Here is a 633-nt window from a genome sequence, read left to right on the forward strand (position 1 = left end):
TCCATCCCCACCCGCTCCCGGCCGACGACGACGTCCAGCGCGGCGAGGAGTTCCTGGCCAAGCTGCGCGACTTCTGCGAGACGAAGATCGACTCGGCCCGGATCGAACGCGACGCGCAGATACCGGACGAGGTCATCACCGGGCTCAAGGAGCTCGGCGCCCTCGGCATGAAGATCGACACCAAGTACGGCGGCCTCGGCCTGACCCAGGTCTACTACAACAAGGCCCTCGCCCTGGCCGGCTCCGCCAGCCCCGCGATCGGCGCGCTGCTCTCCGCGCATCAGTCGATCGGCGTACCGCAGCCGCTGAAGATGTTCGGCACTCGGGAGCAGAAGGACACCTTCCTGCCGCGCTGCGCCCGCACCGACATCTCGGCCTTCCTGCTGACCGAGCCGGACGTCGGCTCCGACCCGGCCCGCCTGGCGACCTCGGCCGTCCCCGACGGGGACGACTACGTCCTGGACGGGGTCAAGCTGTGGACGACCAACGGCGTGGTGGCCGACCTCCTCGTGGTCATGGCACGCGTGCCGAAGTCCGAGGGCCACCGCGGCGGCATCACCGCCTTCGTCGTCGAGGCCGCCTCCGAGGGTGTGACGGTGGAGAACCGCAACGCCTTCATGGGTCTGCGCGGCA

At 69.8% G+C, this 633-nt stretch carries 1 protein-coding gene; it reads left to right on the forward strand.

Annotation, left to right across the window (positions count from 1 at the left end; translation table 11 throughout):
- On the forward strand, positions 1-633 hold a 633-nt coding region (locus BZY54_RS46200), incomplete at both ends, for an acyl-CoA dehydrogenase family protein (protein WP_208640969.1).

Origin of the sequence: Streptomyces carpinensis (assembly GCF_002154505.1) — a bacterium.
In the GTDB taxonomy this organism is placed as follows: domain Bacteria; phylum Actinomycetota; class Actinomycetes; order Streptomycetales; family Streptomycetaceae; genus Streptomyces; species Streptomyces carpinensis.